26 protein-coding genes and 1 riboswitch are annotated in these 26,659 nt (G+C 73.5%); of the genes, 15 read left to right on the forward strand and 11 right to left on the reverse strand.

Features of this window, described 5'->3' with window-relative positions:
• Positions 1-96: 96 nt before the first annotated feature.
• The 3 genes from Dvina_RS13235 to Dvina_RS13245 form a co-directional block, all read right to left on the reverse strand.
• The gene (locus Dvina_RS13235; RefSeq protein WP_223102776.1) at positions 97-666 is read right to left on the reverse strand and encodes a hypothetical protein; all 570 of its coding nucleotides are present in this window, start codon (positions 664-666) and stop codon (positions 97-99) included.
• A gap of 179 nt (positions 667-845) precedes the next feature.
• Positions 846-2,141, reverse strand: a complete 1,296-nt coding sequence (locus Dvina_RS13240; protein ID WP_246656190.1) for an acyltransferase family protein — start codon at positions 2,139-2,141, stop codon at positions 846-848.
• A 145-nt stretch (positions 2,142-2,286) separates the two neighbouring features.
• Positions 2,287-2,871 (reverse strand): ATP-dependent Clp protease proteolytic subunit, encoded by a 585-nt coding sequence (locus Dvina_RS13245; protein WP_223102778.1) that lies wholly within the window; start codon positions 2,869-2,871, stop codon positions 2,287-2,289.
• A gap of 194 nt (positions 2,872-3,065) precedes the next feature.
• On the opposite strand from Dvina_RS13245, the gene Dvina_RS13250 reads away from it, so the two are divergent.
• Positions 3,066-3,572 carry a chemotaxis protein CheX gene (locus Dvina_RS13250; RefSeq protein WP_223102779.1) on the forward strand — a complete coding sequence of 169 codons (507 nt, stop codon included), beginning with the start codon at positions 3,066-3,068 and terminating at the stop codon, positions 3,570-3,572.
• A gap of 129 nt (positions 3,573-3,701) precedes the next feature.
• On the opposite strand, the gene Dvina_RS13255 is transcribed toward Dvina_RS13250, so the two are convergent.
• The gene (locus Dvina_RS13255) at positions 3,702-4,061 is read right to left on the reverse strand and encodes a hypothetical protein (RefSeq protein WP_223102780.1); all 360 of its coding nucleotides are present in this window, start codon (positions 4,059-4,061) and stop codon (positions 3,702-3,704) included.
• A gap of 37 nt (positions 4,062-4,098) precedes the next feature.
• On the opposite strand from Dvina_RS13255, the gene Dvina_RS13260 reads away from it, so the two are divergent.
• Positions 4,099-4,629, forward strand: a complete 531-nt coding sequence (locus Dvina_RS13260; RefSeq protein ID WP_343217160.1) for an NUDIX domain-containing protein — start codon at positions 4,099-4,101, stop codon at positions 4,627-4,629.
• Between the two features lie 3 nt (positions 4,630-4,632).
• Here Dvina_RS13260 and Dvina_RS13265 read toward each other — a convergent pair whose 3' ends face one another.
• Positions 4,633-7,116 (reverse strand): putative bifunctional diguanylate cyclase/phosphodiesterase, encoded by a 2,484-nt coding sequence (locus tag Dvina_RS13265; RefSeq protein ID WP_223102781.1) that lies wholly within the window; start codon positions 7,114-7,116, stop codon positions 4,633-4,635.
• A 193-nt stretch (positions 7,117-7,309) separates the two neighbouring features.
• Between Dvina_RS13265 and Dvina_RS13270 the strand changes: the two genes are divergently transcribed.
• Positions 7,310-7,861: an RNA polymerase sigma factor gene (locus tag Dvina_RS13270; protein ID WP_223102782.1), complete on the forward strand. Its 552-nt coding sequence runs from the start codon at positions 7,310-7,312 to the stop codon at positions 7,859-7,861.
• Positions 7,848-8,606 carry a hypothetical protein gene (locus Dvina_RS13275; RefSeq protein ID WP_223102783.1) on the forward strand — a complete coding sequence of 253 codons (759 nt, stop codon included), beginning with the start codon at positions 7,848-7,850 and terminating at the stop codon, positions 8,604-8,606. The genes Dvina_RS13270 and Dvina_RS13275 overlap by 14 nt, the downstream gene beginning before the upstream one ends.
• 24 nt (positions 8,607-8,630) lie before the next feature.
• On the opposite strand, the gene Dvina_RS13280 is transcribed toward Dvina_RS13275, so the two are convergent.
• Together Dvina_RS13280 and Dvina_RS13285 are read right to left on the reverse strand one after the other, a co-directional pair.
• Positions 8,631-9,284 carry a response regulator gene (locus tag Dvina_RS13280; protein WP_223102784.1) on the reverse strand — a complete coding sequence of 218 codons (654 nt, stop codon included), beginning with the start codon at positions 9,282-9,284 and terminating at the stop codon, positions 8,631-8,633.
• A gap of 5 nt (positions 9,285-9,289) precedes the next feature.
• Positions 9,290-11,329, reverse strand: a complete 2,040-nt coding sequence (locus Dvina_RS13285; protein WP_223102785.1) for a sensor histidine kinase — start codon at positions 11,327-11,329, stop codon at positions 9,290-9,292.
• Between the two features lie 123 nt (positions 11,330-11,452).
• Here Dvina_RS13285 and Dvina_RS13290 point away from each other — a divergent pair, with 123 nt between their 5' ends.
• Positions 11,453-12,076, forward strand: a complete 624-nt coding sequence (locus Dvina_RS13290; protein WP_223102786.1) for a hypothetical protein — start codon at positions 11,453-11,455, stop codon at positions 12,074-12,076.
• A gap of 99 nt (positions 12,077-12,175) precedes the next feature.
• On the opposite strand, the gene Dvina_RS13295 is transcribed toward Dvina_RS13290, so the two are convergent.
• Positions 12,176-12,754, reverse strand: a complete 579-nt coding sequence (locus Dvina_RS13295; protein ID WP_223102787.1) for a TetR/AcrR family transcriptional regulator — start codon at positions 12,752-12,754, stop codon at positions 12,176-12,178.
• Positions 12,755-12,847: 93 nt separating this feature from the next.
• Between Dvina_RS13295 and Dvina_RS13300 the strand changes: the two genes are divergently transcribed.
• From Dvina_RS13300 to Dvina_RS13320, 5 genes are all read left to right on the forward strand, one after another.
• Positions 12,848-13,321: a MarR family winged helix-turn-helix transcriptional regulator gene (locus Dvina_RS13300; protein WP_223102788.1), complete on the forward strand. Its 474-nt coding sequence runs from the start codon at positions 12,848-12,850 to the stop codon at positions 13,319-13,321.
• On the forward strand, positions 13,318-14,883 hold the full coding sequence (locus Dvina_RS13305; RefSeq protein WP_223102789.1) for an MDR family MFS transporter: 1,566 nt from the start codon (positions 13,318-13,320) through the stop codon (positions 14,881-14,883). The genes Dvina_RS13300 and Dvina_RS13305 overlap by 4 nt, the downstream gene beginning before the upstream one ends.
• Positions 14,884-14,962: 79 nt before the next feature.
• Positions 14,963-15,727, forward strand: coding sequence for a phosphodiesterase (locus tag Dvina_RS13310; RefSeq protein ID WP_223102790.1), 765 nt, complete (start codon positions 14,963-14,965; stop codon positions 15,725-15,727).
• Positions 15,728-15,827: 100 nt separating this feature from the next.
• Positions 15,828-16,298: a hypothetical protein gene (locus Dvina_RS13315; RefSeq protein ID WP_223102791.1), complete on the forward strand. Its 471-nt coding sequence runs from the start codon at positions 15,828-15,830 to the stop codon at positions 16,296-16,298.
• A gap of 153 nt (positions 16,299-16,451) precedes the next feature.
• Positions 16,452-17,606, forward strand: coding sequence for a hypothetical protein (locus Dvina_RS13320; protein ID WP_223102792.1), 1,155 nt, complete (start codon positions 16,452-16,454; stop codon positions 17,604-17,606).
• Between the two features lie 186 nt (positions 17,607-17,792).
• Here the strand turns inward: Dvina_RS13320 and Dvina_RS13325 are convergent, their stop codons facing one another.
• The 3 genes from Dvina_RS13325 to Dvina_RS13335 form a co-directional block, all read right to left on the reverse strand.
• Entirely contained in the window at positions 17,793-18,176 is a 384-nt protein-coding gene (locus Dvina_RS13325) for a hypothetical protein (protein ID WP_223102793.1), read from the reverse strand.
• A 77-nt stretch (positions 18,177-18,253) separates the two neighbouring features.
• Positions 18,254-19,042, reverse strand: coding sequence for a hypothetical protein (locus Dvina_RS13330; protein WP_223102794.1), 789 nt, complete (start codon positions 19,040-19,042; stop codon positions 18,254-18,256).
• Positions 19,043-19,163: 121 nt separating this feature from the next.
• Positions 19,164-20,039: a hypothetical protein gene (locus tag Dvina_RS13335; RefSeq protein WP_223102795.1), complete on the reverse strand. Its 876-nt coding sequence runs from the start codon at positions 20,037-20,039 to the stop codon at positions 19,164-19,166.
• A 99-nt stretch (positions 20,040-20,138) separates the two neighbouring features.
• Positions 20,139-20,267: riboswitch (cobalamin riboswitch) on the forward strand.
• Between the two features lie 61 nt (positions 20,268-20,328).
• Between Dvina_RS13335 and Dvina_RS13340 the strand changes: the two genes are divergently transcribed.
• The 5 genes from Dvina_RS13340 to cobM are packed head-to-tail and all read left to right on the forward strand — an operon-like array spanning position 20,329 to position 26,641.
• The gene (locus Dvina_RS13340; RefSeq protein WP_223102796.1) at positions 20,329-22,437 is read left to right on the forward strand and encodes a VWA domain-containing protein; all 2,109 of its coding nucleotides are present in this window, start codon (positions 20,329-20,331) and stop codon (positions 22,435-22,437) included.
• 4 nt (positions 22,438-22,441) lie between these two features.
• Positions 22,442-23,044 carry a cob(I)yrinic acid a,c-diamide adenosyltransferase gene (cobO, locus tag Dvina_RS13345; RefSeq protein WP_223102797.1) on the forward strand — a complete coding sequence of 201 codons (603 nt, stop codon included), beginning with the start codon at positions 22,442-22,444 and terminating at the stop codon, positions 23,042-23,044.
• Positions 23,038-24,381, forward strand: coding sequence for a cobyrinic acid a,c-diamide synthase CobB (locus Dvina_RS13350; protein WP_223102798.1), 1,344 nt, complete (start codon positions 23,038-23,040; stop codon positions 24,379-24,381). The genes cobO and Dvina_RS13350 overlap by 7 nt, the downstream gene beginning before the upstream one ends.
• A complete protein-coding gene (gene cbiE, locus Dvina_RS13355; protein WP_223102799.1) occupies positions 24,372-25,889 on the forward strand; it encodes a precorrin-6y C5,15-methyltransferase (decarboxylating) subunit CbiE in 1,518 nt (505 codons plus the stop codon). The genes Dvina_RS13350 and cbiE overlap by 10 nt, the downstream gene beginning before the upstream one ends.
• A complete protein-coding gene (cobM, locus tag Dvina_RS13360; protein WP_223102800.1) occupies positions 25,886-26,641 on the forward strand; it encodes a precorrin-4 C(11)-methyltransferase in 756 nt (251 codons plus the stop codon). Before cbiE ends, cobM begins: the two co-directional genes overlap by 4 nt.
• Positions 26,642-26,659 lie beyond the last annotated feature (18 nt).

The following is a 26,659-nucleotide window of genomic DNA, read 5'->3' on the forward strand; positions in this document are numbered from 1 at the left end:
GGACACGGTAGATCCCCCGTTTCGGGGAGCGAACCCGCCTGTGACAACCTCCACCGGCTCACTTTGTCACTTTCCGGGGCGTCGCGCCTGACGGCTTTAGCGCCGCTGCAGCACCTGCAGGCCGACGGCGAGGCCGAGCGGGGAGCCGGTGATGGCCGTGACGGTGCGCCGGCCGCCGGTGTGCGCGGGGAGCACGAGCTGGGTGACCAGGACGCGGTCGGCGTGGCAGTCCATGTCGACGTACGTCTCGTCCTCACCGATGCGGAACAGTGCCCAGATCTGACCGTCGCCGAGGCAGACGACCTGGAGGCGGTATTCGCCGGCCGGATAGGTGCGGGCGTCGTCGAACCGGGCCGTGTTGCCCCGCAGCGCGGTCATGAACCGCACGTCGAGGGCCTCGACGGTGCTCGCGTCGACCGTGTTGTACGCGGTGACCCGGTGCAGCATGTCGGCCTTCTCGGCGGCCGTGAGGTCGGGCGCGACCGCGGCCGACGCCTCCGGGGCGGCGGCCACACCTATCGACATCCGCGGCGCGGGCCGGGAGGCGGCCACCGCATAGCCGAACGCGGCCCCGATCGCCAGGACGATGGCGATGACCCAGGGCGAAGAGCTGGACCTGGGCCGCTCCGGCACCGGCTCGGCGCCGATCACCTCGATCTCCGTCATGAGCACGCTCTCCCGGTGCGAGGGCCACGGCGAGCCACACTGCGGCGCTGCCGGTGGCGGGCATCGCCAGCACGATCGTAACGCGGTCGGCCGACGTGGGCAGGGGTCGGACGGCCGGGACGAGCGCCCCGGCCGCGACGACCGCGATGATCAGGCGGACCGCAGCCCGCGGACCCGCCTCACCCGCGCCCTGGTCTCGAGGCATCGACGACACCCACCGGCTCCGGCCCGTCCTGATCGACGGCCGGGAACATACGGGGAGATGTGCCGGTTTCGCCGTCCCGGGCGGTGGGTTCCGCCGGCTTTCCGACCGCACCGCCGCGCTCGCCGCGCGGGACGATCCTCGACGGCGTATCGAAGTTCATGCTGGCCTTGAGCAGCCTCTTCAGCCGCGGCGCGAACGGCTTCTCGACGAGCCGGTGGCCCAGGTACGCCAGGACCAGCATCCCCGCGATCATGATCGGCAGCAGCGCCCAGGGCTCGATCTGGCCCTTGAGCCGCCGGATGGTGATCACGCCGATGTCCTGGTGCAGGAGGTACAGCGGATACGTCATCACGCCCGCGATCGTGAGCCACCTCCAGTTCGCCCACCGCAGCCAGCCCAGCGCGGTGGCGGCCACGACGGCGAGGAAGCCGCCGAACAGCACCATCGCGAGGGTCCACTTCATGTGCACCCCGAGGAACTGGTTGAAGTGCCGGGTGTCGAGGAGCACCTGGTGCTGCGCGAGCAGGAACGCGACCCCGACGAGCCCCCAGAGCAGCGGCGTGGAGCCGAAGCGGTGGATGAGGTACAGCAGGATCCCGAGAATGAAGTACGGCGCGTAGATCGGCTGCACGACCTGGTCCAGCAGCGCGATGTCCAAGTGGTTGGTGATGACCGCGGCGATGAGCCAGAGCGAGGCGAACGCGAGGACCCGGCGATAGGTGAGCCCGAACGCGACGACGATGGCGAACAGCAGGTAGAAGCGGGCCTCGGCCCACAGCGTCCAGTAGACGGCGTCGACGCTCGGGACCCAGAGCGCGTCCTGGGCCATCGTGAAGTTGACGAGCAGGTCCGAGAGGGTGGTGGGCGCCCGGATCACGCCGGAGTCCAGGGCCACGCTCCGGTTGAAGTGCACGACCGCGAACGAGACGACGATCGCCACCCAGTACATCGGGTAGAGCCGGGTGACCCGCGAGACGAAGAAGTCCTTCAGGTTGCGGTCCCAGCAGCTCATGCAGATGACGAACCCGGAGATGACGAAGAACATCTGCACGCCGAGGTAGCCGTAGTTCGCGAAGTCGAACAGCCGGCCGAAGATGGCGCGATTTTCCCGCTCCCAGATATGCGACTGGGGCGTGCCGACATAGTGGTACAACACCACGAGCAGGGCCGCGACCAGCCGCAAGCCGTCGAGCGCGGCAAGGCGGCCTTCCCGCCGCACCGGGGTGCCGGAGGTGGAGCGCGGTTCGGTTGGGGTAGGCGCGTTGAGCACCCGGCACTGTAACCCTTTCGGGCGGTCCATGTCGAAATCAGCGCATGGCCACGGCCCCCGCCGCGTCTGCGCGCGTTCCCCGCCGGCGCACCGGTCTGCGGCGGCGGTGCGGTCGGCCCGGGCTCGGCGCTCGACGCTGCCCGGCTCAGCGCTTGACGATGCTCGCCACCAGGCCGTAGTCGACCGCCTCCGGGGCGGTGAGGACGCGGCCGGCCTGGAGGTCGTCCTCGACGCGGGAGCGGGGCTGGCCGGTCGCGGCGGCGATGCGCAGGATCAGGTCCTCCAGCTCGCGCAGGTAGCGCCCGGCCTCGGCGACCACCTGGTCGGCCGTGCCGCCGGGGGAGTTGACCTTCGGCTCGGCCAGGCGGAACCGGGCGTGCGCGAACGCGGCCCGCTCGGTGGTCGCGCAGAACACGCCGAGCGCCGCACCGCTCACCTCGCCGACGGCCGTGGCGTGCACCGGTGCCTGCAGCGACTCGATGGCGTCGACGAGCGTCCAGACGGCGGCCAGGTTGCCCTGCTCGGCGCTCATGTGCACGCTTATCGGGTCGGGCCCGGCGGCGTCGAGGGCCAGGAAGGTGGCCGCGGCCCGGGCCGCCATCTCGGCCTCGATCGGCCCGCGCAGGAACACCATGCGGCGCGCGAACAGCTGCTCGTCCAGCCAGGGCGCATGCTGGGCCGGAGGCACCGGGGGCTCGTCGTCCGGACGCCTGTCGAAGTGTGGGCGCATGTGCTCGAACATATGTGAGTTTTCCCCTCCCGGCCGCCCGTGACCGCCCGTTTCCGCTGCGGGCTGAACCCCGTCCGGTGTCGGCGGCTTTTTGGCAAAAGTGGCAAATTGCTCGTCCTGAAACCTGGGACTGCCACGATGCGGTGAGGAGGCACCGAAAGGCGGTGCCGTTGGTTCTATGCCCGGGAGCCGCCATGGCGGACGTTTCCACCGCAGAGTCCGGCCTGGTCGATCAGGACCTCGTCGAGATCGTCCACGAGGTCTGGGACGCGTACCTCCAGCAGCCCGACGCTCCCGAGGTCGACACGCCGACCGTTCAGGACGCGAAGACCATCACCGCCGCCGTCTCCATCACCGGCGCCTGGGAGGGGCACGTCCGCGTCCTGGCGCCGCCCTCGGTCGCCGCCGACATCACCGCCATCATGCTGGCCATGGACAAAGCCGAGGTGACCGACCAGGACGTCACGGACGCCATGGGCGAGCTCATCAACGTGGTCGGCGGCAACATCAAGAACCGCGGCGCCCAGCCGGCCAAGCTGGGCCTCCCGGTGGTGGCCACGGGCAAGATGCTGTTCCCCGCGACCAAGGAGACCCACCGCCTGGCCCTGCGCTGGCCGGAGGGCGACCCGATCACGTTCAGCGTCCTGCAGGTCAACCCGGACCGGGCCGTCATCCCGGCCGCGACGGCCCGCCCGCGATGACGTCCGGCCGCGGTGCCGGCCGGCCGGGAAAGAGGTCCGCCATGCGTCCCTGACCGGACTCGGGCAACCGCACTCCGGCACCCGACCCGCCGGCGACGCGGCCGGACACGCGCGGGCCGGCCGCAGGGCTCAGCCGCGTCGCAGGCGGGTGCCGACCGGGGTGTCGAGGCGGAACGTGGTGCCGATGTTCCCCTCGTAGCCGAAGTCGACGCTCTTCACCACTACCTGCTCCGGGCCGGCCTCCACGATCTGCACCGAGATCGGGTCGGGCCGGTCGTCGAGGGCCAGCGACCACCGGTCGGCGAGGTAGCTCAAGCCGACCGCTTCCAGGACCTGCCGGCCGTCGTCCTCGTCGCCGGCCTCGCCGAGCGCGTAGCCGAACACGGTCACCGGCACGAACCGGCCGGGCGCGTCGTCGGCGGGGCGGAGGAAGCCGAGCAGCTCGCCGTCCTCGTCGCGGCGGGCCTCGGTCCAGCTCTCGGGAATCATGAACGGGCACGATACCCGGCCGCTGTACCCTGCCGCGATGACAATTCCCGGTGGTGACTACACGGCCGCGCTGCCGCGCAAGCGGATGGGCGCGGCGGTCCTGTTCCGCGATGCGCGCGGGCGGGTGCTGCTGGTCGAGCCGTCCTACAAGGACGACTGGGAGCTGCCCGGCGGGACGGTCGAGGCCGACGAGTCACCCCGGGCGGCGGCCCGCCGCGAGGTCGCCGAGGAGCTCGGGCTGGAGGTGACGCCCGGGCGGCTGCTGGTGGTCGACTGGGTGCCGCCGCGGCCCGACCGGACCGAGGGCGTGATGTTCGTCTTCGACGGCGGGGTGCTCGGCACCGACACCGCCGCGAGCGTGCGGCTGCCCGCGGACGAGCTGCTCAGCTGGGCCTGGTGCACCCGGGACGAGGCCGCGCGGCGGCTCTCCCCGCGGCTCGCCCGGCGCACGGCGGCCGCCCTCGACGTGGCAGCGGGAGACACGGCGATCGGAGACACTGCGATCGGAGACACGGCTGCCGGGGACACGGTGGCCGGCGGTGCGGTCTACCTCGAGGACGGCGTCTGAGCGCTACCAGGTGCGCTGGCGGACCAGGGCGGCCTCGACGCGCTCGGCCGGAGCCGGCTGGCCGTAGTAGTGGCCCTGGCCGTAGCGGCAGCCGGCCCGGCGGACCAGCTCCAGGTGCTCGCCGGCCTCCAGGCCGTGGGCGACGACAGTGACACCCAGGCGGCGGCCCAGGTCGACGACGACGTCAATGATCGGGGCGACCTGGCCGCCGGGGGCCGGCGGGGCGGTGAACAGCGCGCGGTCGACCTTGAGCAGGTCGGTCGGCAGGCGGCGCAGGTGGGCCAGCGACGTGGAGCCGGTGCCGAAGCGGTCGAGCGCCGTGCGCACGCCGATGGCCCGGACCGTGGCCAGGGGCTCGGCGACGCGCTCGACGTCGGTGCCGAGCTCGCGCTCGGCCAGCTCGATCACGAAGTCGTGCGGGTCGATCTGGTGGGCGTCCAGGGCCGTGCTCAGGCGGCCCGGGAAGGTGGGGTCGGTGAAGTCGTCGAACCCCACGTTCACCGAGATCCACAGCCGGTACCCCTCGTGCTGCCACAGCGACAGCTGACGCGCGGCCCGGGCCATGACCCAGTCGTGGATCGACGCGCTCAGCCCGAGCTCCTCGGCCACGGCCAGCACCTCGCGCGGCGGGATCGTGCCGAGCCGCGGATGCCGCCAGCGCAGCAGCGCCTCCACGCCGATCGGGTGGCCCTCCACGAGGTCGTACACCGGCTGGTAGGCCAGGTCCAGCTCGCCGCGCTCGACGGCCAGGGGCAGGTGCTGCTCCAGCGTGGCCCGGCGGACGTACGCCTCCTCGGCCGCCTCGTCGTGCCACTCGACGCGCCCGCGGCCGGTGCGCTTGGCCCGGCGCAGCGCCAGGTCCGCGCGGCGGAGGGTGTCCTCGGGGCCGCCGCCGACCGGGGCCAGGCCGATGCCGGCGGACAGCTGCAGGACGGTGCCCGGCACCGGGTACGGCTCGGCGAGCTCCCCGAGCAGGCGGGTGGCGAGGGTGTAGGCGTGGACCTTGTCGACAAGGGTGTACACCGCGAACTCGTCGCCGTCGACGCGGGCGGCGACGTCGTCGGGGGCGACGGCGGCGCGGATGCGGGCGGCCACCTCGACCAGCAGCGCGTCGCCGATGTCCGGGCCGTGCAGGTCGTTGACGCCCGCGAAGCCGTGGAGGCCGACGGTGACCAGGAAGCCGCCGCCGCGCTCCAGCGCGCGCAGCAGTGCGCCGCGGTTGGGCAGGCCGGTCAGCGGGTCGACGCGGGCGCTGCGCTCGAACGCCAACCGCTCGGCCGCGTCCCGCAGATGGATGACCACACCGCCGACGGCCGGATCGTCACGAAGATCGCTGACGGTGTACTCGACGTGGCGCCAGACCCCGAAACCGTCACAGATCCGGGTCCGCACCGGCGTCGACGATCCCGTGAAGGACCGGCGCACCGCCGCCACGTCCTCGGCGTGGACCAGGCGGACGAACTCGCGACCGAGCACCTCCTGGTCGGACAGGCCGAACTGGCGGGCCGCGGCCGGGGACTGCCAGCGCACCGTCAGATCCTTCTCCAGGATGAGGATGACGTCGCTGGAGCCGCCGATGATCGTCGTGAACGCGCTGCGCGCCGCGGCCAGCTCACCGCTGAACTTGCGGGACTTGAGGGCCTCGACCGCTTCTCGCAGTACCACCGCCAGCACGGCCGCGGCGCCGATGACCATGGCCGGCGTGCCGATCCGGCCACGGCTCACCAGCGCGTAGAGGACCGCACCGGCGCCCGCGAGGACGGGGCCGACCAGGAGCGGGTCGCCGATGAGCGTGCCGTCGGTGACGCGGAGCGTCGCCTCGCGGGTGTCGACCGAGCGGCAGGCTCCGGCCCAGACGAGTACCGAACCGAAGACCAGCAGGCCCCCGGCGGAGAGCAGCCAGGCGTCGTGCCGGGCCGGCTCGGCCGGCAGTAGGGGCACGATCGCGACGGCGAGCACGACGAGGGCGACACCGGCCCCGGCGGTGAGTGCGGAGCCGCGCGGGAACGGGGCGCGGACGCCGCTGACCACGCCGATCGTGATGCCGAGCGTCGCCAGCAGGCAGGTGACGAACACCGCGGGGCGGGGGGCACCGTGCAGGTCGAGGACGAGGACCAGCAGCGTCAGGAACTTCCACAGGGCGACGCAGATGCCGTCGAGCGCGCGGCGGAGCGCGGCCGCGGGGCCGGCCGTGACGCCGGGGAGGCTCAGCAGGCCGGCGACGAGCAGCAGGCCGGCCGCGGGCGCGGCGTACGGGGCGGCCATCGGCAGGGCGGCGCACGCGGACGCGGCGGTCAGGCCGGAGCCGAGGGCGGCGAGGCTGAGCCGGCTGGAGCCGCCGAGCGCGAGCCGAAACAGCCAGAAGGCGTGCAGGAGCCCGGACGCGGCCGCGGCCAGGAGCACGGCGGCGGGGACGGACAGGCCGAGCAGCGGCCCGCCGAGCAGGACCGCGGCCGCGGCGGCGAGGGTGAGCGGCGCGGACGCCATCAGCCAGCGCTCGCGGGATCTGTGCGCTCCACCTACTCCTGCTCGCATGAGGGTCCGTCCAGTCGCCGGGGGGCTTTGACCCCGGTAACGACCCCGCCCGCAGACGGTGACGCTCGGCTATTGATCGTTCACTCGACAGGCGTACCGTGTGGCCACTGGACGGAATCGGGCCCGTCCGGCTCTCTATACCGTGATGCACGAAATTGGGACGGCACCGGCGGACTTCGCGGAGTTCTACCGGACCGAGGCGGCGCGGGTGCAGCACGTCATGTGCGCGTTCGCGGGCCGCGAACTCGGCCGGGAGGCGACCGCGGAGGGCTTCGCGCGGATGCTGGAGCGCTGGGAGCGGCTGCGCGAGCTGGGTCCACCCCAGCGGCGCGCGTACGTGCTGACGACGGCCAAGAACTACGCGCGGCGCCGGGCGGAGGCGGAGTCGCGGTTCATCGGCCTGGAGGACCGGCCGTGGACCGAGCCCGTGGCCGTCGACGAGGCCCTGAGCCGGGTCGAGGACAGCCTCGGCCTGGAGGGGGCGGTGCGGCAGCTGATCGACTCGCTGCCGCCCCGGCGCCGGCAGGTGGCGCTGCTGTACTTCCTGCACGACGACGGCTACGCGGACATCGCGCGGCTGCTCGACATGAGCGAGTCGACGGTGCGCTCGCACGTGGCCGAGCTGCGCCGGGTGCTTCAGCCGTACGTGCGCCGATTCCAGCAGATCACGGAGGCGAGTGAGCATGGCCGAGCATGACGTGACCCGGGAGCTGGTGCGCCGCGCGTACGCCGACGCGCTCCGCGACGATGCTCCGGACCTGGACGAGGTGGTGCGCCGAGCGGGGCAGCCACCGGCCGCCGCCGGCCCCCGGCACGCGGTGAACCCGAAGCGCCGCCGCCGTCTGGCCCTGGCCGGCGTCTTCGCCGGCGTCATCGGGCTGGTCCTGGTGGTCGGCCTCTCCTCCGGGCGCCTCGGCGGCGGCGCGCCGGTGGGCCTGCTGCCGGAGGCGTCGGCGTCCCGGTCCGCGGGCCCGACCCCGACCTTCGACGACGCCGTCCCCGCCGGCACCGCCCCGGTCGGCCTGCCCAGCAGCTGCGCCGTCGCGTGGAAGCTGACGTTCGCGAACGGCGCGTTCTCGGTCACCGCCGACGGCGAGAGCGTCTGCCCACCGGTGGTGCCGCAGCGGATCTGGCTGATGGACGTCAAGGAGGGCAACGGCCTCATCTACCCGGGCGCCGCGACCGTCTGGCCGGCCGCCACCACGGGCACCGCGCTGGCACCGCCGTTCACGTTCACCGTGCCGAGCATCCCGACCCTGGCGGAGGGCCACTTCTACCGGCTGATCTACCTGCCGCCGGGCCCGCTGCCGACCCCGGGGCAGGACGCGACCGAGCCACACCGGCAGGCCCTGGAGCTCTCCTGGACGGTGCCGCAGGTCGTGACCGGCGACTCGTCACCGGGCCACGACGTCTTCGGGTCGCCGTACCCGCGCCGGTCCTGACGCTTCGAGGCCGGCCTGCGGGCCTCAGCGGCCCAGGCCGGCCTCCCGGGCGCGGACGATGGCCTCGGCGCGGTCGGACACGTGCAGCTTGGCGAATACGTTCGAGACGTTGTTGCGTACGGTCTTCTGGGACAGGAACAGCGCCTGGGCGATCTGCGCGTTGGAGCGGCCGGCCGCGAGCAGCTCCAGGATCTCCCGCTCGCGAGCGGTGAGGTCCGGGAACGCGGTCCGCGGCTCCAGGTGCCCGGCGGCGAAGAACTCGGCGATGCGCCGCGCGAGGGGTGCGCCGAAGACGGCGCCGCCGGCCGCCACGGTGGTGATGGCCCGCACGATCTCCTCCTGCTCGGCCCCTTTGACCAGGTAGCCGCGCGCGCCGGCCCGCACGGCGGCGAAGACGGTGCCGTCGTCCTCGGACATCGTCAGCACGACGACCCCGGACTCGGGCACCGCGGCCGCGAGTCGCCGCGTCGCCTCGATCCCGTTCAGGTCCGGCATCTGTACGTCCATCACGACGACATCCGGCCGGAGCCGCACGGCACTGTCGAACGCCTCCTGGCCCGTCGCCGCCGTCCCGACGACCTCGATGCCGTCGACGGAGCCGAGCAGGACGGCGAGCCCGTCGCGGAAGATCGGATGGTCGTCGGCGACGAGCACCCGAATCACCTGGTCGCTGGTCATGTCAGTCAGCCTAGTGCGGGCGGGGCCAGCGGGACGTGAGCGCGGATGACGGTGCCGCCCCCGTCCGGGCAGATGATCTCGCAGCGGCCACCGAGCTCGTCCGCCCGCTCGCGCAGCGACACGAGCCCGACCCCGCTCGGCGTGCCGGGCGCAATGCCGCAGCCGTCGTCCCGCACCTCGATCACGAGCTCGTCCGCGCCCGCGGTCAACGTGACAGTGCAGTGTGCGGCGCCCGCGTGCTTCGTGACGTTCGTCAGGGCCTCGGCCACGATCCGGTAGGCCGCGACCTCCACCGCCGCCGGCAGGTCCGCGGGCAGCGTGGCCGAAACCCGCGTGGTCAGCCCGGGCGCGCGGAGCCGCTCGGCGAGCTGCTCGAGCGCCCCGGCCAGGCCGATGTCGTCGAGCGCGGGCGGGCGCAGGTCGTGCACCAGCCGCCGGACGTCGGCGAGGGCGGTGGAGACGTCCTCGCGCGCCTGCCGCAGCACCTGGTCGGCCCGCTCCGGCGCCCGGGTGAGCAGGTTGCGGGCGGTGTCGATGCGCAGCCCCACGCCCCCGAGGGCCGGGCCGAGACCGTCGTGCAGATCGCGGCGGACCCGGCGGCGCTCCTCCTCCCGGGCCCCGACCAGCCGCTCCCGGCTCACCTGCAACTCGGCCGCCAGATAACTGGAGCGGGCCGCGGCCGCCGCCTGCCGCACGACGTCGGCGAGGAGCCGCTCGTCGCGCGGGGAGAGTGCGGTGCGGTAGGTCCCGGCGGCGAGGATGAGGCGGCCGACGGTCTCATCGCGGTAGGTGATCGGCAGCGTCTGCGTCGGGCCCGCCGCCCGCCCGAACTCGGCAAGCAGCGCCTCCCCGCCGCTGCGGTGCACCTCCACGGCGACGTACGGCGAGCGGAACGCCTCGGCAACGCTGCGGGCGACGGCGAGCAACTGGCGTTCGGGGCTGCCGGAGCGCTCCAGCTGCTCGGCGAGGCCGGAGATGATGCGGTACGGGTCGTGCCGCTCACCCAGCACCAGGCGCTGCACGAGCAGCCAGAGCCGGCTGCGCAGCGGCCCGTAGACCAGCAGCACCACGAGCAGCCCGGCCAGCGCCGCACCCCGCGTCCCCAGGCTCGTCGTGACGAGCGCGAGGACCACCGCGTCGACGAGCACCACGACGACCGCGAGCGTGCCGTAGAGGACGGTGCGCCCGAGCAGGTTGTCGATGTCGAGCAGCCCCGGTTGGAGTACACCCATGGCAATCGCGAATCCGGTGACCGCTATGGCGACGAAGAGCCCCGCGCCCAGCACCGACTGCGGCAGGACGAGCGCGGAGAGCATGACGAGCACGTCGACGACGCCCGCCCAGAGCAGCCAGCGCATCCGGGCCCGGTCCGAGGCGGCGCGGTAGCGGCGGAACACGATGGCGAACGGGATCAGGAGGCTCACCGGCAGGGCCGCGTAGCCGATCCGGAGCAGGACCTCCCACGCGGTGTCGGGCAGCGGCAGGTGCAGCAGATCGACGGAGAGCCCCTGCGCGGCGGCGGGCGCGGGACCGTCGTCCATGGCGTCGGCCACGCGCGCCGGCACGAAGAGCAACGTCAGCGGCAGTACCGCGGTGGCGGCGAGACTGCCCACGGCCGCCCATCGCCACCAGCCCCGGGGCAGGCGCCCGTCCGGGTAGAAGACGAGCAGGAGCGGGAGCGAGAACAGCAGCCCGGCCCCGACCCGCTGGTAGACCCAGTAGGCGTACTCGGCCCCGGCCGGTGTCGGCGAGTGCGCGACCGCCCAGGCGACGTAGGCGACCGCGAGGCCGTCGAGCGCCCAGTGCAGCCCGCTCGCGCACAGGATCCAGGCCACGGCGTTGCGCGGCACCCGGTGCGCGAGCAGGCCGCCGGGCACGGCGAGGGCGAGCCCGGCCAGCCCGGAGACCCAGCCCGCCTCGAGGCCGTCGCCGCTTCGCTGCTGGGCCGTGAGGCTCAGCTCGAGGACGGCCGAGGCGACGGCCGCGGCGAGTGTGAGCACCACGAACCCGCCACCGGCCAGTGTGGGTATTCGCGGCTTGGGCACGGGGTCATGGTGCCATCCGGGGTGTCCCGCAGTCCCGGGGACAGCAGTCCCGACTTACCCGGGACAGCTTTCGGGTTTCCCGTCCCTGCCGCCCGGGTCGCCGCGCCCGGCAAGGTGCTGGGCATGACGATCCGAACCGAGCCGATTCCCGCTCGTACCGATAATCCGTCCCCCGCCACCCGCCGCGTCCCGGTCCGCCCGCTGGCCCTCGCCCTGACCGCCGGCACCCTGGTGTGGGCCGGCACCATGTTCACCGTCGGCAACAACCCGGCCTCGTCGCTGGGCCTCACCATCTCCGACCTCGGCGGCGCCGCGTTCCAGCTGGGCCTGTTCGCACTTCTGGCGATCCAGCTGCGCACGTCGGCCACCGGCACGTCCCGTGCGGCCCGCGGCATGCTGTACGTCGAGCACGTCCTGCTCGCCGTCGCCACGGTGTGGAGCGTCCTGCACGCGATCCCGTCGCTGCGCGACGCCGCGTTTCTGGTCCCGATGGACGTCTTCTGGCCGCTGTCCATGCTCGGCATGTTCGTGATCGGCCTGAAGATCCTGTTCACCGCCCGCTGGCAGGGCGCCGCCCGGTTCTGGCCGACGGTGGCCGAAAGCTGGGCCGTGGTCACCGTCCCCACGTTCGCCGTCGTCGGCTCGCCGATCGCCGACTACGTGGGCGCCACGCACCTGCTCGTCGGCTACGCGACCCTCGGCCTGATCCTGGCCTTCCGCCCCGCGCTGACGGGAGCGGGCGCATGACAGCCTGGGCCGGCCCGTACCGCGCCTGACACCCACCCACCCGCCACACCCGACCGTCCCGGACCACGCCGGGCCGCTCGGGTGTGGCGTGCGTCGTGGTCAGCGGAACGTTGTGGCCATTTCGGTGAAGGTTTCGTGCATCACGGTGGCCAGGGGAGTGCCGCGCTCCCGGTCCAGCCACTCCTGGACGGCGACGCGCATGGCCACCAGGAGGGCGGCGGCCATCAGGCGGGCTCGGATCGGGGGTTCGGCGCAGCGGGCCATGACCGTGGCGGTCAGCTCGTTCTCCATGGCGGCGTACGTCGAGACCTGGTAGGCGGCCAGCGCCGGGTGGCGGCGGACCAGGCGGACCTGGTTCACCCAGTTCGGGTCGCGGGCGCCCAGGTCCTGCTGGATCTCCAGGGCCGCGGCGGTCAGGGCCTCCCACGGCGGCTCGGCCGGTGGGCGGGCGCGCACGGCGTCGACCAGGGCGTGGACGCGCTGCTGGTCGCCGTACAGCAGCGCCTCCTCCTTGCTCGCGAAGTAGTTCGAGAACGTGCGGCGGGAGACGTCGGCGGCGTCGGCGATGGCCTCGACGGTAACGCGGTCCAGGCCGTGCTCGATCGACAGTGCCAGGGCGGCCTCGTGCAGGGCCTGCCGGGTGGCCACCTTCTTGCGCTCGCGCAGCCCTGTTCCCACGGCAACGATGTTACCTAGTTCTCATTGGGCAAACTTGCGCATTGGGCAAGTTTTTTGGATGCTTGTATCAGGCAAGTATTGAGGGGAGGGGCGATGGAGCACGTGGACGCGGTGCGGGACGGGGTGCGCGCGCTCATGAAGGTCGTGCGCCTGCTCAAGCAGCAGCACCAGCACGAGCCGGGAGCCCTCGCCCCTGGGGTCGTCGGGCTGCTCGCCGTGATCCACAACCACGAGCGGCTCCACCTCAAAGAGCTCGCCGCGGCCTGCGCGCTCGACCAGTCCACCACCAGCCGGGCGGTCAGCACGCTCGTGCAGGACGGGCTCGTGCGGCGGGTCGCCGACCCCGGCGACGGGCGGGCGAGCTTCCTCGAACTGACCGAAGCCGGCGCGGAGGCCATGCGGCGCTCCGACGACTGGTACGCCGGCCTGCTGACCGCGGCCCTGCGCGACTGGACCCGCGCGGACGTCGAGCGGTTCGGCGGCCTGCTCAAGCGATTCGCCGAGTCGCTGAACACCGGCGCGGCGCGGCACGAAGCACAGCCAGAACCACTGGAGGCGGCACGATGAGTCATCCCACCCACACCGAGGAGCCGATGACCCATCGGCAAGTGCTGGAGGCGCTCAGCGGCCTGCTGCTGGCGCTGTTCGTCGCGATGGTCAGCTCCACGATCGTCTCGACCGCACTGCCGAAGATCATCGGCGCGCTCAACGGGACGCAGACGCAGTACACCTGGGTCGTCACGGCCACCCTGCTGGCGGCCACCGCGACCACGCCGATCTGGGGCAAGCTGGCCGACCTGTACAGCAAGAAGGCCCTCGTCCAGATCTCGATCCTGATCTACGTGGTGGGCTCCATGCTCGCCGGCATCGCGCAGAGCGCCGGCGAGCTCATCGCGGCCCGCGCGTTCCAGGGCATCGGCGTCGGCGGCCTGCAGGCCCTGGTGCAGGTGGTCATCGCCGCGATGATCCCGCCGCGCGAGCGCGGGCGCTACAACGGCTACCTCGGCGGCGTCATGGCGGTCGCGACGGTCGGCGGCCCGCTGCTCGGCGGTGTCATCGTCGACACCGACTGGCTGGGCTGGCGCTGGTGCTTCTTCGTCGGCGTGCCGGTGGCGGTCCTGGCCCTCGTCGTGCTGCAGAAGACGCTGCACCTGGTGACGATCCGGCGGGACAACGTGAAGATCGACTACGCGGGCGCCTCCCTCATCGCGGCCGGCGTGAGCATCCTGCTGATCTGGGTGTCGTTCGTCGACGGCTCGTTCGCGTGGGCGTCGTGGCAGACCGCGGCCATGGTCGGGGCCGGTGTCGTCCTGCTGGCCGTCGCCGTGTGGGTCGAGTCCCGGGCGGCCGAGCCGGTCGTGCCGCTGGCGATCGTCCGGCAGCGCACCACCGCCCTGTCGATCCTGGCCTCGCTCGCGGTCGGCATGGCGATGTTCGGCGGCGCCGTCTTCCTGGGGCAGTACTTCCAGATCGGGCGCGGCTACACGCCCACCGAGGCCGGCCTGCTGACCATCCCGCTGATGGCCGGCGTGCTGATCTCCTCGATCGTGGTCGGGCAGCTCATCACCCGGACCGGCAAGATCAAGCCGTACATCATCGCCGGCACCATCGTGCTCGTCGCGGGCTTCGGCCTGCTGGCGACCATCGACCACCGGACGTCGCTCGTCTACGTCAGCGCCGGCATGCTGCTGGTCGGCGTCGGGGTCGGCATGTCGATGCAGAACCTGGTGCTCGCCGTGCAGAACACGGTCCAGCTGAAGGACATCGGTGCGGCAAGCGCGACTGTCGCGTTCTTCCGCTCGCTCGGCGGCACGATCGGCGTCTCCGTCCTCGGCGCGGTCCTGGCCCGGCGGGTGACAGGCAACATCACTGACGCGGTGACGGCCGCGGGCGGGCAGGTCCCGGCCGGCGGTCAGACGAGCAACCTCAACCTCAGCGCGCTGCCGGAGGCGTTCCAGCACATCGTGCGGGCCGCGTACGGCGACGCGACGGGCCACATCTTCCTCATTTCCGCGGCCATCGCGGTCGTGGGCGTGGTCGCGGCGGTGTTCATGAAGCCGGCCACGCTGCGCAGCACTCTGGACCTTTCGGTGAAAAAGGACGAGGAGCCGGTGGCCGCCGCCCGGTAGGAAGAAAACAGACCCGAACGGGGCCGGCTCACCCCCTGGAGCCGGTCCCGTTCGCCGTGCGCAGGCGGTATAAGGAACCATGCCGCTCATCGCGCATCTCAGCGATCCGCACATCACCACCGGCGCTCTGGCCGCCGAGCCGGCCGCCGGGCTCTACCGGGCCCTCACCCGCGTGCTGGCCCTGGAGCCGCGCCCCGACTGCGTGATCGTCACCGGCGACCTGGTCGATCACGGCCGCCCGGAGGAGTACGCGGTGCTGCGGGAGCTGATCGAGCACTTCCCGGCGCCGGTCCACCTCGTCCCGGGCAACCACGACGCCCGCGCCGCCCTCCAGCAGGCCTTCGAGCTCGATGAGACGTTCTACGCGGCCGAGTACGACGCCTTCTCCGTCGTCGTCCTGGACTCCCTCAACCCGGAGCTCGGCGACGCCGGCATCCTCGGCTCCGAGCAGCTGGCGTGGCTCGATCAGACCCTGCAGGCCCGGCCGGAGGTACCGGCGTTCGTCTGCCTGCACCACCCGCCGGTCCGCGTCGGCATCCCCGGCATGGACGCGATCCGGCTTGTCGACGGGCCGGAGCTGGCCGAGGTCGTGCGGCGGCACCCGCACGTCGCCCGGGTCCTCGCCGGCCACCTCCACCGCGTGGTCACCGCCGGCTTCGCGGGGACGATCCTCAGTGTTGCGCCGAGCACGTACCGTCAGGTCGACCTCGGGATGCGGGCCGACCGCCCGGTTTCGTTCGTCGCCGAGCCGAGCGGGTTCCTGCTGCACCGGCTGGAGGGCAGCGAGTGCGTGACGCATCTGGTGCAGGTCAGCCACACCGGAGCCCCGGTGACCGCCTATTGAGCCCGGTGCGCGTGGCACGTTTCCGGGATTTGGCGCGCGGCGGCGGACCGTACCTTGAATGCAGCGCACCTGAACTTGAACCCCGAGAGGAACCACCCCCATGAGCGACTTCGACCTCCACGGCTCCGGCCACGTCCTGGGCGGCGGCGAGGACCACGCCTCCCTCGAGGCCGTCGACCAGCACCAGGGCCACGAGCTGGACCACCAGTCCCAGTACGGCATCCTCGAGCAGGACCACCGCAGCGTCGAGCACGAGGAGTTCGAGAACCTCAAGCACATCGAGTACACCGACGCGGCGGGCAACCACTACGAGATCACCGAGTACACGCACTACGAGCACACGGAGATCGAAGAGGACCACACCCTCATGGCCTACGGCCAGGAGAGTGGCGGCGAGGCGGGCTTCGGCGCGGCCGACGGCACCGACGCCGGCTTCGGTGAGGCGGGCTTCGGCGAGTCGGGCTTCAGCTCGCACCTGGCCCACAACCTGGACAGCATCACGTCCCGGTTCGAGAACTTCCTCGGCTCCGGTGTCTCCAACGACAACGAGATCAACGACGCCAGCGCGTAGCTCAGGGCTGCTCTCTGGGTGAGATTGCGCTCACGGCGCCGGCCGGCGGGACCCCCGCTGACCGGCGCCGTTTCGTTTTCCGGGCGATGTCAAGCCGTTTCCCGCTCGGAAATGGCCTGCGAACTGCAAGTTTCCGACGCAGACTGGGTCGCCATGAGCCTCGACGACGACTGGCACTACCTGCCCACCAGAACCCGGGCCGGCGCGCTGCAGCGCGGACTCGGCCGGGGAGCGGTCCGGGCCGGGCAGGACCCGGCCGCCCCGGAGCTGATCCAGGCCTGCATACGCCGCGACCATCGCTGGCTGCCGCTCGACGACCGCGGCGTCTACCTGGCCCGGCTGGTCCGCGACCTCGACCTGCCGGTCGGCCCGATCGTCGCCCGGCTGTTCACCGCCACCGACGAGACGGGCGAGTTCACGCACGTCCTGCGGGTCGCCGAGGCGCTGGCCCGGGCCGGCAACGCCACCATGGTCGAGAGTCTGCGACGCTACGTCGAGATCGGCCACCACTGGCGCGAAGCCCTCACCACCATCGCCACCGCGTGGCCGGCGAACTGGTGGGACGACCTGCTCCCGGCCGCCGCCGACCGCCTCGCCTCCTCCGGGCGCCCGCTGCACCTGCCGCCGGGCCCGCCGTGGGGCGACTGGGCCACCCGCGACGAGCGCATCCGGGCCGCCGTCGGCCACGGACCGCAGCCCCGGCGTGGCCTCGGCGAGCTGCTGAGCGCGGCCGACCTCTACGACGACGAGCTCGCCGACCCGGCCGCCGACGCCGAGCCCTGCCTGGCCGCACCGGCCGCGGACTCCCTGTCCGCGGCGCGGCGGGCGGTCGCCGATCCGGCCTCCGGGGGGTACTGGCGCGGGCTCTGTGTCATCGCGGAGCACGGCGACGAGTCCGACGGGCCGGCGCTGCTGGCCGGGCTCGACTGGCTCGACAAGCGCGCCGACGACATGTGCGGCTACGACCGGCTCGTCGACGGGCTGGTCCGGGTCGGCGGCGACGCGGCCCGGCAGGCGCTGCCGCGGATCCGGTCGCTGTGGTTCAGCCCGCACTCCTACGAGCGGGCGGCGTACCTGCGGGCCCGGCTCGCGCTCGAACCGGACGCCTGCGCCGGCGCGCTCACCGAGGGGCTCTGGGACTGCGAGGCCGACGTGCGGCTGATCGCGGTCCGGCGGGTGCCGCTCGACGCCAAGCTGGAGCGGCGGCTGGAGTACCTCCGCGACGACCCGATCGAGGTCCCGGAGGTTCGCGCGGCCGCGGCCGAGCGCCTGACCCTGGAGTCGATCTACCGGGTGTCGCCCGCCTGACACATCGGCGCAAGTGCGTGCCAAGTGCTCGCCAAGTCCCGTCCCGCATGCTGTCTTCAGCACCACCGAAGGGGCCCGGAAGCGGGCCTTGCAACACTTACCTCGAGCGCCTCGCGCCTCGATTTCTATAGATATCTGAGCCGGCCCGGCGGCCCCTCCCCCTCGTGCCGCCGGGCTCTCAGGACCCTACTTGGCCTGCCCGCACGTGGCCTGGATGCGCTGCGTGAGGCGGTCCGCGAAGGCGGGGTCGCTGATCACCCGCTGCTGGAACTCATCGACCTGGGCCGTCGTGAGGTCCGTGTAGATCGGGCGGGTGGCATAGGCCGACGCCATCGCCGCCGGGTCCGTGTACACCTGCGACTGGACCGAGCACAGATGCTGCGCGGTCGCGTCCAGGAAGATCGTCTCGCGGCGCTCCGCGGTCGGCGGGCCCGAGGGCGCGGCCGACGCCGAGGGCTTCGGGGCCTTCATCTCCTGGTTGGTGTTGTCCGAGGACTTCCCACACGCGCAAAGGCCTGCCGCCACGACGGCCAGTGTGGCCGCGGCGAGCAGGGCACGGGAGCGGATCATCGAGCTTTGCCACCTCTCTGTGGACCGGCCGGGGTCGCCCGGCCGGTGCGCGAGCGGCACCGGCCGGCCCGGTGCCGTTACGAGACGACCAGCGTGAGGTCGTTGGTGTCGGTGGTGCTGCCGTACTTGAGGTTCACCGTGAGCTTGTAGGTGCCCGCGGCGACGTTCGTCGCGTCGAACTTGACGGCCGCGAAGTCGTCGGTGCCGACGGCCAGGCTGCTGCCCTTGCTCAGCGACGTGTAGGTGGCGGTGTTCTGCGGGTAGCTCACGACCAGGCCGGTCGGGCCGCCGGTGACGGTGACCTGCAGGTTGTCGACGCCGCTCTTGCGGGACTGGAAGACCAGCTGCGACCAGACCGGGGTGGCCTGGGGCACCGTCACCGCCGACGTCTTCTGCACTACGGCGTCGCCCGTCACCGACACGACCGGGAGCGTCGCCGTGACCGATCCGGACCTGTCGGTGCCCGTGCAGTCGCTCGCCCCGTCCGCCTTCACCGTGTAGGTGTAGCTGAGCTTCAGCGGCACCAGGGCGAGCAGCGTGTTCGACTGGAGCGAGACGTTGAACGCGGCGTAGTCCAGGTGGCCGGCCTTGAGCGAGTCGCCCTTCGACAGCGAGCTGTAGGTGGCGGTGTTCGCCGGGTACTTCACCGTGACGCCGGTCCCGCTCGCCGTCACCTTGAGGTCGCAGATGTCCTTGCTCGCCGCCCACATGGTGCCCACCCAGCCCGTCTGGCCCGGCAGCATCGGCGCGAGCACCGGCACGACGAGCCCCAGTTCGGGCGTGGCCGCCGTGGCGGGCGCGGCCGCAGGCAGGATGGCGGCCGCACCGGCGGCACAGGCGAGGGCGATGGAGGCGGAACGGCGCATCGGAGGGGTCCTTCCCAGGGTGACGTGCTGTCGAGTGGCTGATCGGCGCCCGGGCGGGGCGGTTGAGCGAAGGCCGTGTTTCGGAACCGGTTCGGCGGGGCTCAAAACCGGTGCCGCCGGCTCAGCTGCTCAGGGCCACCCACGACTCGTACTGGTGGACCGCGATGCCGGCGAACGCCGGATAGCGCTGCGCGGCCGCGTCGACCGCCGACAGGGTCGTGTGCAGGCGCTCCTCGGAGGTGCCGTGGAAGCTGCAGTACGAGCAGTCGCCGAGCGCCTGGGTCTCCGCGCCCAGCCGCGCCGGCTTCGCCGCGGCACCGGCCCGCCGCAGCAGGTCGTCGGCGACCCCGACGATGGAGTTGGCGCCGGTGGCCGTGTTGCGGTAGCTCATCACCGTGACCCCGGCGACGCGGGCGAGCACGGCGTCGGCCAGGTTCTGCCCGCCGGCCAGCGTGACTGTCGGGAGCCAGAAGGGCACGTCGGCCTCCACCGGCAGCTCGGTGGCGTCCGACATCTCCTGCAAAAGGGCCAGATATAGGGGTACCAACGCAGCCTTGTCGTTCGGCCAGGAGGGCAGCAGGTAGGGCTCCACATCCACGTGCAGCCCGTGGAAGAGGCCCGTGGCCGCGGCGCTCGCCGCCCAGGTCAGCGCCGTGGCGTGGGCGGTCGTCCAGGACGGGTCGCCGCCGAGCGCGTCGAGCATGATCCCCGCGTCGTCGCACAGGCCCTTCAGGGTCGCCAGGCGCCGGAGCTCGGCCGGGCCCGCCTGCGGGTCGTAGTACGCGAACAGCGCCCGCACCCCGTTCGCGGCCGCCCACTCGACCACCGGCCGCGGCTCGTCCTGCTCCCACAGCCACATCGCCCGCGTCCCCGGCGGCGCCACCGCGGTCTCCGGGCCCAGGGCCGGCAGCCGCAGGGGCGTGGCGGCGATCAGCGCGATCCCCACGAGGAGCACGCAGAGTCCGGCCTGCGCGGCCGAGTCGAGGACGCGCCGCATGCCCGGCTCATCGGCCGCCCGCCCGGCAAGATGAGTGTCACATCCTGTGACGTTGACGTCGCCGGGGCCGGTGGGACACGATGGCGCTTGCGGTATGTGGAGGAACCCGGTGCAAATCCGGGACGGTCCCGCCACTGTGACCGGGGAGTTCGCACCTCAGCGCACGGACCACGGCCGGCGACGGCGGGAAGGTCGAGGGGCGGCGGCGATCCGGCAGTCAGGAGACTCCAGCCGCGCAACTGCGTAAAGCCACCTCGCGGGCGCGGACCCGCCGAAGGGAAGAGTGTCAGTGACCCCGCCGTACCCGTTCTCGGCCGTCGTCGGCCTGCCCGACCTGCGCCTGGCACTGCTGCTCACCGCCGTCTCACCGGCCATCGGGGGCGTGCTCGTCCGCGGCGAGAAGGGCACCGCCAAGTCGACGGTCGTGCGCGCGCTGGCGGCGCTGCTGCCCGACATCGACGTGGTGGCCGGCTGCCGGTTCGCCTGCGACCCCGCCGCGCCCGACGCGGAGTGCCCGGACGGCCCGCACACCGTCGACACCGTCCTGACCTCGACGCCCGACGACCCCGGGCTGCCCACGGTCACCGTCGGCGTCGAGCTGGAGCTGGACGCGGTCGGGCCGGGGTTCGAGCGGCGGCGGTCGGCGCTCGTCGAGCTGCCCGTGGGGGCGACCGAGGACCGGGTGGTCGGCACGCTTGACCTGCAGCGGGCGCTCGGGGACGGGGTGAAGGCCTACGAGCCGGGGCTCCTCGCCGCGGCGCACCGCGGGGTCCTCTACGTCGACGAGGTCAACCTGCTGCCGGACCACCTCGTCGACCTGCTCCTCGACGCCGCCGCCATGGGCCGGGCCCACGTCGAGCGGGACGGGGTGTCGGTCAAGCACGCGGCCCGGTTCCTGCTCGTCGGCACCATGAACCCGGAGGAGGGCGAGCCGCGCCCGCAGCTGGTCGACCGGTTCGGCCTGGTCGTCGGGGTCGCCGCGCCCCAGGAGGCCGCCCCGCGGGCCGAGGTCGTGCGGCGGCGGCTGGCGTACGAGCTCGACCCCGCTGCCTTCGCCGCCCGCTACGTCGCCGACGACGCCGCCCTCGCCGAGCGGATCGTGACCGCCCGCGCCCGGCTCGCCACCGTGGCGCTGCCGGACGCGGAGCTGGACCGGATCGCCCGGATCTGCCTGGCGTACCGCGTGGACGGCCTGCGGGCCGACATCGTCGTCGCCCGGACGGCTGTCGCGCTCGCGGCCTGGCAGGGCCGGACGGTCGTCACGAAGAACGACGTGCGCGACGCCGCCCGCCTGGCCCTCCCGCACCGCCGCCGCCGCGACCCGCTCGACCCGCCGGGCGCCGACCGCGACCGCCTCGAGGAGGTCCTCGAGCAGGAGGCCGGCCCCGATCCGGACGACGATCCGCCGGGCGGCCCGCCGCCGTCCGATCCCGACCCCGAGCCCGGCCCGAGCGACAAGCCGGACGGGTCTGCGGCTCCCCCGCCGGCGCCTTTGCCGCCGGGGCCCGCCGAGCAGTCGTTCGATCCGCCCACGCAGCGACCGCCGGTTGAGCCGAGCGACGGCGGCTTGTCCGATAAGTCCGACTCGCCAGACGAGTCTGCCTCGTCCGACGTTTCGGATATGCCGGGCGTGGCGGCGCCCGGGCAGCTCGCGTTCGCCGGGCTCCCGTACCGGCCGAAGCTGCTCACCATCGCCGGGCGGGCCAATCGGCAGCCCGGGTCACACGCCGGGCGCCGGTCGCCGGCCCTGTCGCGCCACGGCCGGGTCGTGCGCTCGCGGGCCCCGATCGGCGGCAAGCTCACGAGCATCCACGTCCCCGACACGATCCGCGCCGCCGCCCTGCGCGGGGTGCGGCGGGCCGAGGCCCGCGACGTCCGGGAAGCGGTGAAGGTCGGCCGCGAGGCGAACCTGGTCCTGTTCGTCGTCGACGCGTCCGGCTCGATGGCCGCCCGGCAGCGCATGGCCGTGGTGAAGACGGCCGTGCTCTCGCTGCTGCGCGACGCCTACCAGCGCCGGGACAAGGTGGGGATGGTCTCGTTCCGCGGCCGCGACGCCGAGCTGGTGCTGGAGCCGACCGCGAGCCACGAGGTAGGCGTCGTGCGCCTGGCCGAGCTGCGCACCGGGGGCCGCACACCGCTCGCCGCCGGCCTGCGCCGGGCCGCCCGCACCCTGCACGGCGAGCGCCGCCGGGACGCCCGCCGCCGCCCGCTGCTCGTCGTCGTCACCGACGGCCGGTCGACGAGCGGGCCGGACCCGCTGACCGTGGTGCCGCTCCTGGCCGGGGTGCCCGCGGTGGTCGTCGACTGCGAGAGCGGCCCGATCCGCCTCGGCCTGGCCCGGCGCCTGGCCGCCGCGCTCGAGGCGTCCTGTATTCCACTGAGCAGCCTGGGGGCGTGACACCGTGCCGCAAGGAAAAGTCGAGCAGGTCCCCGACGACGGCCTCACCACACGTCAGCGGCGGCGGTTGCACGTGCTCGCGGTACACACGGGGCAGGGTAAGGGCAAGTCGACGGCGGCCTTCGGGATGGCGTTGCGGGCGTGGAGTGCCGGCTGGTCCATCGGCGTGTTCCAGTTCGTGAAGAGTCCGAAGTGGAAGGTCGGCGAGGAGACCGCGCTGCGGGCGCTCGGCGCGACCGGCCAGGGCGGCAGCGTCGTGTGGCACAAGATGGGGGAGGGCTGGTCCTGGATTCAGCGCCCCGGCACCGAGCGCGACCACGCGGTCGAGGCGGCCGAGGGCTGGGCCCAGATCAAGCGGGATCTGGCCGCGGAGACGTACCGGTTCTACGTGCTCGACGAGTTCACGTACCCGATCAAGTGGGGCTGGGTCGACATCGCCGACGTCGTCGAGACGCTGCGTGAGCGGCCCGGCAACCAGCACGTCGTCGTCACCGGCCGCGATGCCCACCCCGACCTGCTCGAGGCGGCCGACCTGGTCACCGAGATGACGAAGGTCAGGCATCCGATGGACGCCGGGCGAAAAGGGCAGCAGGGCATCGAGTGGTAGCCCGGATCGTCATCGCGGCGCCCGCCTCCGGCCACGGCAAGACGACAGTCGCGACGGGCCTGCTTGCCGCGTTCGCCGCCCGCGGGCGGAAGGTCGCGCCGTTCAAGGTCGGCCCCGACTACATCGACCCCGGGTACCACGCGCTCGCCGCCGGCCGCCCGGGCCGCAACCTCGACCCCGTGCTCGTCGGCGAGGACCTGATCGCGCCGCTGTTCGCCCACGGCGCGGCCGGCTGTGACCTGGCCGTCGTCGAGGGCGTCATGGGCCTGTACGACGGGCGCACCGGCGCCGGCGAGTTCGGCTCCACCGCGCACGTCGCCCGGCTGCTGCGGGCGCCCGTCGTGCTTGTCGTCGACGCGACCGCGCAGGCCCGCTCGGTCGCCGCGCTGATCCACGGGTTCCGCTCGTTCGGCGACATCTCCGGGAGCGCGCTGCACATCGCGGGCGCCGTCCTCAACCGGGTCGGCTCGGACCGGCACGAGCAGATCCTGCGCGACGCCTGCGCCGAGGTGGGCACGCCGGTCCTGGGCGTGCTGCGCCGCCACGACGCGGTCGCCGCGCCGTCGCGCCACCTCGGGCTGGTGCCGGTGGTCGAGCGGTCCACCGAGGCGGCCGCGTCCGTCGCCGCGCTGGCCGAGCTGATCGCGGCGAGCGTCGACCTGGACGCGATCGAGGCCGTGGCCCGCACGGCGCCGCCGGTGACGGCCGTGCCCTGGACACCTTCCGTGGCCGAGCCGGTGGCGGGATCGCCGGTCGTGGCGGTCGCGGGCGGGCCCGCGTTCTCGTTCGGCTACGCCGAGACCGTCGAGCTGCTGACCGCGGCCGGCGCCCGGGTGGCCCCGGTGGACCCGCTGCGGGACGAGCGGCTGCCTGACGGGGCGCGGGGGCTTGTCGTCGGCGGCGGCTTTCCCGAGGTGTACGCCGAGCAGCTCTCCGGCAACGGGGCTCTGCGGCGCGCGGTGGGGGATCTCGCGGCCGGAGGCGGAGCCGTCGCCGCGGAGTGCGCGGGGCTGCTGTGGCTGTGCCGCACCCTCGACGGCAAGCCGATGTGCGGGGTGCTCGACGCGGACGCGGTGATGACGCCGTCACTGACGCTCGGGTATCGCGACGCGGTGGCGCTCACCGACAGCGTGCTCGCTCCCACCGGCACCCGGGTGACCGGGCACGAGTTCCATCGCACGCGGGTGACGCCCGGCGCCGGTCCGCAGGGTGCCGCGTGGGCCTGGCGCGACGGCCGGGACGGGTTTGTCACGGGCAACGTGCACGCCTCCTACCTGCACCTGCACTGGGCCGGCAACCCCGCGCTGGCCCACCGGCTGGTCGCCGCATGCGTCTAGTCGTCGGGCTGGGGGCGCGCTCGTCGGCCACGCCTGACGACGTCCTGGCGCTGCTGCGGGAGTCCAACGTGGAGGATGACGTGCTGACGCTGTCCACGGTGGACTCCCGGCGGGCGCTGGCGTCGGTCGTGGCGGCCGAGTTCGGCTGGAGCGTGGTGACGTTCCCGGCCGAGCAGCTGGCTGCCGTGGCGGTCGCCTCGCCCTCGCCGCGGGTGCGGCAGGCCCTCGGGACGCCGAGCGTCGCCGAGGCGTCAGCTCTCCTGGTGGCGGGCGGCGACGGTGCCGCCGCCGTCCTCCTGACCGGCAAGCAGTCCTCGCCGTCGGTCACCATCGCCGTGGCCGCGCCCGCGCCGGACGTGGTGGTGGTCGGCATCGGGGCCGACGGTGACATCAGCGCGGCCGGGCGGGCCGCGCTCGAGCGGGCCGACGTCGTCTTCGGCGGGCCGCGGCAGCTCGCGCTGCTCGGCAACCCGGCGGCGAAGGCCATCGCCTGGCCGTCACCGCTGGTGCCCGCGCTGCCGCGGCTCCTCGCCGAGCAGCACGGCCGCAGCGTGTGCGTGCTTGCCTCCGGAGACCCGATGCACTACGGGATCGGCACGACTCTCGTGCGGCTCCTCGGGGCCGCGCACGTGCGGGTGGTACCGCAGCCGTCGTCGATCTCCCACGCCTGCGCGCGGCTGGGCTGGGCGGTGGAGGACACCGAGGTCGTTCGCGACATCCGGGTGCTGCCACGCGTGCTGCACGACGGCCGCCGGGTCCTCGTGCTGTCGGCGGGGAGCGAGACCCCGCGTGACGTGTGGCGGATGCTCGAAGCGCACGGGTTCGCCGACAGCGAGGTCACGATCCTGGAGGACCTCGGATCGGTGCGGGAGCGCATCCACCACGACCCGGATCGGGCCCGGCCGCTGAACATCGTGGCGGTGCTGGTCCGCGGTGGGGACGGGGTGCCGCTCGGGCCGGGGGTCGCCGACGAGCGGTACGACAGCGACGGCCAGCTCACCAAGCGCGAGATCCGGGCCGTCACCCTCGCCGCCCTCGGGCCCCGGCCCGGCGAACTGCTCTGGGACGTCGGCGCCGGCTCCGGCAGCATCGCCGTCGAATGGTCCCGCGCCCACCCCAGCTGCCGCGCCGTCGCCTTCGAACGCGACAGCGCCCGGGCCGAGCGCATCGGCCGCAACGCCCACACGTTCGGCGTGCCCGGCCTCGAGATCGTCGTCGGCGCCGCCCCGTCGGCCCTGGCCGGGCGCGCCGATCGGCCCGACGCCATCTTCATCGGCGGCGGGTTCACGGCGCCCGGCGTGTTCGAGGCCTGCTGGCACGCGCTGCGGCCCGGCGGGCGGCTCGTCGTCAACGCCGTCACCATCGAGTCCGAGCGGCTCGTCGCCGAGCTCCAGCAGCGCCACGGCGGCGACCTCACCCGGATCGCGGTCAACCGGGCCGCACCCATCGGCGGATTTCTGGGCTGGCGACCGATGCTGCCCGTGACACAGTGGACGGTGCGGACGTGACCGTGTACTTCATCGGCGCCGGCCCGGGCGCCGCCGACCTCATCACCGTGCGGGGCCGCGACCGCCTCGCCGCCGCGCCGGTCTGCCTCTACGCCGGCAGCCTCGTCCCGGTCGAGCTCCTCGCCCACTGCCCGGCCGGGGCCCGGCTCGTCGACACCGCGGACCTCGACCTCGACCAGATCATCGCCGAGCTCGTCACCGCCCACCGCCAGGGCCACGACGTCGCCCGCCTCCACTCCGGCGACCCGTCCGTCTTCAGCGCCATGGCCGAGCAGCTGCGCCGCCTGGACGCGGCCGGGGTCCCGTACGAGATCGTGCCGGGCGTCCCCGCCTTCGCCGCCGCCGCCGCGTCGCTCGGCCGCGAGCTGACCGTCCCCGGCGTCGCCCAGACCGTCATCCTGACCCGCACCGCCGCCCGCGCCACCCCGATGCCACCGCGCGAGGAGCTGTCCACCCTGGCCGCCAGCGGGGCCACGCTGGTCCTGCACCTGGCCGTCCAGCGCATCGCCGCCCTGGCCCCGGAGCTGGCCGAGCACTACGGCGCCGGCTGCCCGGCCGCCGTCGTCGCCTACGCGAGCCGCCCCGACGAGCGCATCCTGCGCGGCACGCTCGCCGACATCGCGGGGCAGGTGGCGGCGGCGGGCATCAGGCGCACGGCCGTCATCATCGTCGGCCCCGCCCTGGCCGCCGAGACGTTCCCCGACAGCCACCTGTACTCGACCACCCGCGACCGCCACCACCCGGCCATCTGACCCCGCCCACACGCCGGG

Source organism: Dactylosporangium vinaceum (genome assembly GCF_019904175.1).
Taxonomy (GTDB): domain Bacteria; phylum Actinomycetota; class Actinomycetes; order Mycobacteriales; family Micromonosporaceae; genus Dactylosporangium; species Dactylosporangium vinaceum.